This window comes from Bradyrhizobium sp. (genome assembly GCF_049586575.1).
GTDB lineage: Bacteria > Pseudomonadota > Alphaproteobacteria > Rhizobiales > Xanthobacteraceae > Bradyrhizobium.
Genome location: NZ_JBAVCF010000659.1, coordinates 1 through 4,013 on the forward strand (window position 1 = coordinate 1; position 4,013 = coordinate 4,013).

Annotated in this window: 3 protein-coding genes; all 3 read right to left on the reverse strand. The window is 55.4% G+C overall.

All coding sequences use genetic code 11. From position 1 onward, the window contains the following. Positions 1-22: 22 nt before the first annotated feature. A complete protein-coding gene (locus WB528_RS24205) occupies positions 23-1,900 on the reverse strand; it encodes a methyl-accepting chemotaxis protein (protein ID WP_423891460.1) in 1,878 nt (625 codons plus the stop codon). A gap of 224 nt (positions 1,901-2,124) precedes the next feature. Beyond that, the gene (locus WB528_RS24210) at positions 2,125-2,448 is read right to left on the reverse strand and encodes a hypothetical protein (protein WP_423891462.1); all 324 of its coding nucleotides are present in this window, start codon (positions 2,446-2,448) and stop codon (positions 2,125-2,127) included. A 182-nt stretch (positions 2,449-2,630) separates the two neighbouring features. Further along, the coding region (locus WB528_RS24215; RefSeq protein WP_423891461.1) for an alkaline phosphatase family protein at positions 2,631-4,013 on the reverse strand (1,383 nt) is incomplete at its 5' end.

Here is a 4,013-nt window from a genome sequence, read left to right on the forward strand (position 1 = left end):
AGCGAATGTCAAATCCACTCCACTAGGCGGCACGGATCATCGCCAGGAATTTCGAGATCTCAGACTTCAGTTTGACTCCTTCTGCGGACAACGCCTGCGCGGAAGATAGGACTTGGCTCGACGCCGAGCCCGTCTCGGATGCAGCCTCGGTGACTTCGCGGATATTGTTGGCTACCTTTGAAGTACCTCCCGCGGCGTGCTGTACATTGCGGGCAATTTCCTGCGTCGCTGCGCTCTGCTCCTGGATCGTGCCTGCGATTGTCGAAGCGATCTGCGAGATATCACCAATCGTCGCGCCGATTTCCTTAACTGCCGCAGCCGAATCCTGGGTTGCCGTCTGCATGCCTGCAATCTGGCTTCCGATTTCGTCAGTGGCCTTGGCAGTCTGGGCGGCAAGCGCCTTGACCTCTTGCGCAACCACGGCAAAGCCGCGCCCTGCCTCCCCGGCTCGCGCTGCCTCGATGGTGGCGTTCAATGCCAAAAGGTTAGTTTGTTCGGCGATGGCATTGATGAGCTTGACGACATCGCCGATACGGCTTCCTGCCTGCAGCAGTGCACCAATGCGCGCGTCAGTCTGGAGCGCCTGAGCAACCGCCTCGCGGGCGATGTTGCCGGAATCATTAACCTGACGAGCTATCTCATTAACCGATGAGGTAAGTTCTTCGGTTGCCGAAGCGATGGATTGGACGTTTGATGAGGCCACTTCGGACGCGCTTGCTACGTTCGCCGAGAGCTGCTGTGTTGCCGTCGCGTTGTGCATCAGCGTCGATGCTGCAGCTTCCAGTTCGACCGATGCCGAAGACACAGTCTCAACGATTGCGCTAACAGCGGACTCTAAATTTCCCGCAAGCGTTTCCATTTCCGACTTACGTGCAGCAGCGGCGCTTGACTCAACGTCCCTCTGTTGATTTTCAAGTCGAACCCGATCGATGGAATTGGTCTTGAACACAGCAACGGTCCTCGCCATCACTCCGATCTCGTCGCCGCGCCCGGTATAAGGAATAGACACATCGAAGTCACCGTCTGCGATACATTTCATTGCGGTTGCGAGCTGGAGAAGTTGACGAATTGCAAAATGCGCAAACATCAGTACGACTGGCAAAATCAGAGCGAGGCCGAGCGCGCCCTTGAGCGCCATAGAACTGAGAAACTCCCGCTTTTCTGCGTCAACGTTGCTGTTGTCGACGAGAAAGCCGACCATCATTCCGTTGCCAGCATCGCTCGCGAGATGGACCAGCTTCGTCGTGTATGAAACTCCGCGGACGTCAACTGAAAATAGTGCTGGTGTTCCAGATTTAGCCAAATTAGCCGCAGTCTCGGGAATCCCAATAACTACGTCTTTGTCCAACGTCGACGCGGTCATCTTTCCCTCGGCGAAAAAGGCAATATCCAGACCAATCTTTTTTTTCAGCTCGGAAGCCGTCTCAGGCTCGAAGTACGCACCAATTTTTAGGGTGCCGACAACACGATCGCCAACCTTAATCGGTCGAACGCTATCTTCAGCGGCTTCGCCAGAGGTTGGGGATATCGTCAACCCCGCTGCTGCGTTGCCTGACAACGCCGCCTTGATCTGAGGCATTGCGGCTTTGTTGTCGCCCTTCTTCGCTGGGTTGTGGCCACGCATAATGACGATGCCTTTGGCATCAGTAGCTTCCATTGACGCTACGGCTGGATCGGAACTATTTAGCGTCTTGAACTCTCGTACGAACACCTTCTCAAGCTCCGCGGGATCGTTGCGCAACACCGCCCCGCTGATATCGGGATGCGTTGAAAGGATGTCTGTATAGGTGCTCATCCGAGACCCGATCTCCTTGAGAATCGCGACGCCTTCCCTTGCAGCACCGTCGAGTTTGGCGTTGCGAGCCGTCTCGCTAAGCGTGCTTATCGTGATGTAGGACATGCTTCCTACAACAGCCCCCCCGAGTCCAAAAAGTGCTATGGCGGCTATGCTGATCTTGACCTTGAGCGTCCAAATTGAACTGTCCATAATCCCCCGAATGCCGCGCTTGGTAAAATCGAAGCTATCGATCCAATTATGATTAACTACAAATTGTTAAAAACCCGTTTGCGAAATTCGTGTATTATATACGTACGATCATATGGCTATTATGTGTTGGCCTTCCTTCAAATTTTTGGGGTGGAAATTCGCCGAACGGACAGACCGAAGGCCAAGTCACCAAGCTCAAACTCGTGAACCGGCAAATGTATGGTCGCGCCGAGCTTGACCTCCTGCGCGCGCGACTGCCCAGCGTAAGGCAAGCTTAGGCAGAAGGACGATGAAGGAAAGAAGGAGACGTGCAGAGGCGCATAAATCGAGACATGCGTGTCGACAAGAACGCCCGCTTGATGAATGTCTTCCGGAGCGTGGTTTTCAAGAACCTGATCGCGGGTAGCTGAAGCAAATGGCCAACCATTGTGAGCGCCCTCAGCGCGTTCTGTAAGACCCACGACCTACGCCGCGTGTAAGACTTCCACCTTGCAGGCTCCTGCAATGATCGCCGACAAGTAACTAGCCCCCTATACTTTCGCGCAACGCGAACCGGAGGGTGAGCAAAGGGCTGCGTCCGGTTGAGCGCAGCCCTTTAACTCTGCCGACAATCCGTCGGCCGACATCAGATCAACAAAGAGACCTAGTGATGATCGTGATCGTGATCGCGGTCGTCGGCATCGTGATCGCCGTCACGGCCATGGTCGAAGGCAAACAGGTTCATGAGATCGCCGATGGCCGGGCTATTTTCGGGCTTGTACTGGTTGTCGTCGCGGTCATGGATCGGGTTCGGGAGATTGTCGCGGCTCCGATTCGAGATTTTCGGAAGATCCCAGTTCTTTTCGATGAACTTCAACAACGAGACATGGTCGTAGTAAGTGTGGTCGACATACCCCTTCTTGGCGAAGGGTGAAACTGCAATGAGCGGAATGCGTGTGCCGTCGCCAAGGAAGTCGACCGGCTGGATATAGCCGGAATCGTAATAGCCACCGCCTTCGTCGGTGGTGATGAAGATCGCGGTCGAATTCCAGAGTTCAGGATTGCCCTTCACCCGATCGATCAACGTCTGCAGGAATTTTTCATAATTGTCGCTCGTCGAATCCGCCGGATGTCCGGCAAGCGTTTCGAACGGACGAACGAACGACACCGCCGGCAGCGTGTTGCTTTGAACGTCGTTCAGAAACGCGCCGTAATTCTGCAGCTTCGCTTCCTCTGACGGGTTCTTCATGATGCTCAAATAACCCGTGAGCGGGTCGCAAATTCCGCAGTAGAAATGGAACAGCAGCGGCACGCCGTCCACCGAGTTGGCGAAAACGGTCGGATCATTGCCGCGATCGCCGCTGTAATATTTCCACGACACGCCCTTGGCGGTCATGACGTCCGCGATGGTCGGCAGGCTTTGCGGCGGCAAGACGAAGGAGGTCGGGCCGAGAGCCTGCGGATTGCTGCTCGTCTGGTTCCAATACATGTTGTAGTTGTTGACGAGATAGTAGTGACCCGGCGCGCAGTTGCTGTTCGAAATGCCGTGGCGATAGAGCTGTTCGTTCACCGATGCGACCCCGGGTGCACTCGGATCGGAACAGTTGACATACGAGCCGCCACTGTAGCCGTCCTGGGTGTAGTAATTATTCGTTCCCCCGACCGGATCTGGATTTTCGATCTGGTTGCTGAAGGGGACGGCGGCGGCGCCGTTGAGGCTGTTCGGGTTGGTGAAGAACGCCGCGTGGCCCGAAACGATGGCCTGGAAATTGGCACCCGTGCCACCCATGATCGCCTGGTGATAATTGTCGCTGATTGCATACTGGTCGGCGAGCGATTTGAAGAATGGTGCGTCACCGGGCTGCGGCTTGCCCGAAGCGTCGGTGAAGGGATTCATGTTGTAGAAGCCCATCGAGATGGCGCCTTCCTTGGGATTGAACCCGCCAGCCGGAACAGGCGCGCCATTCGATCCGGTGCCGATGGTTTCCTCAACCCAGACAAACTTGTCGTGTTTGCCGCCATCGAAATCCTGCCACATCTGGAAGAA

Bases quoted from the DNA above. Each gene is read 5' to 3' on its own strand.
- WB528_RS24205 (WP_423891460.1), bottom strand. From the start codon at position 1,900: ATGTCCTACATCACGATAAGCACGCTTAGCGAGACGGCTCGCAACGCC.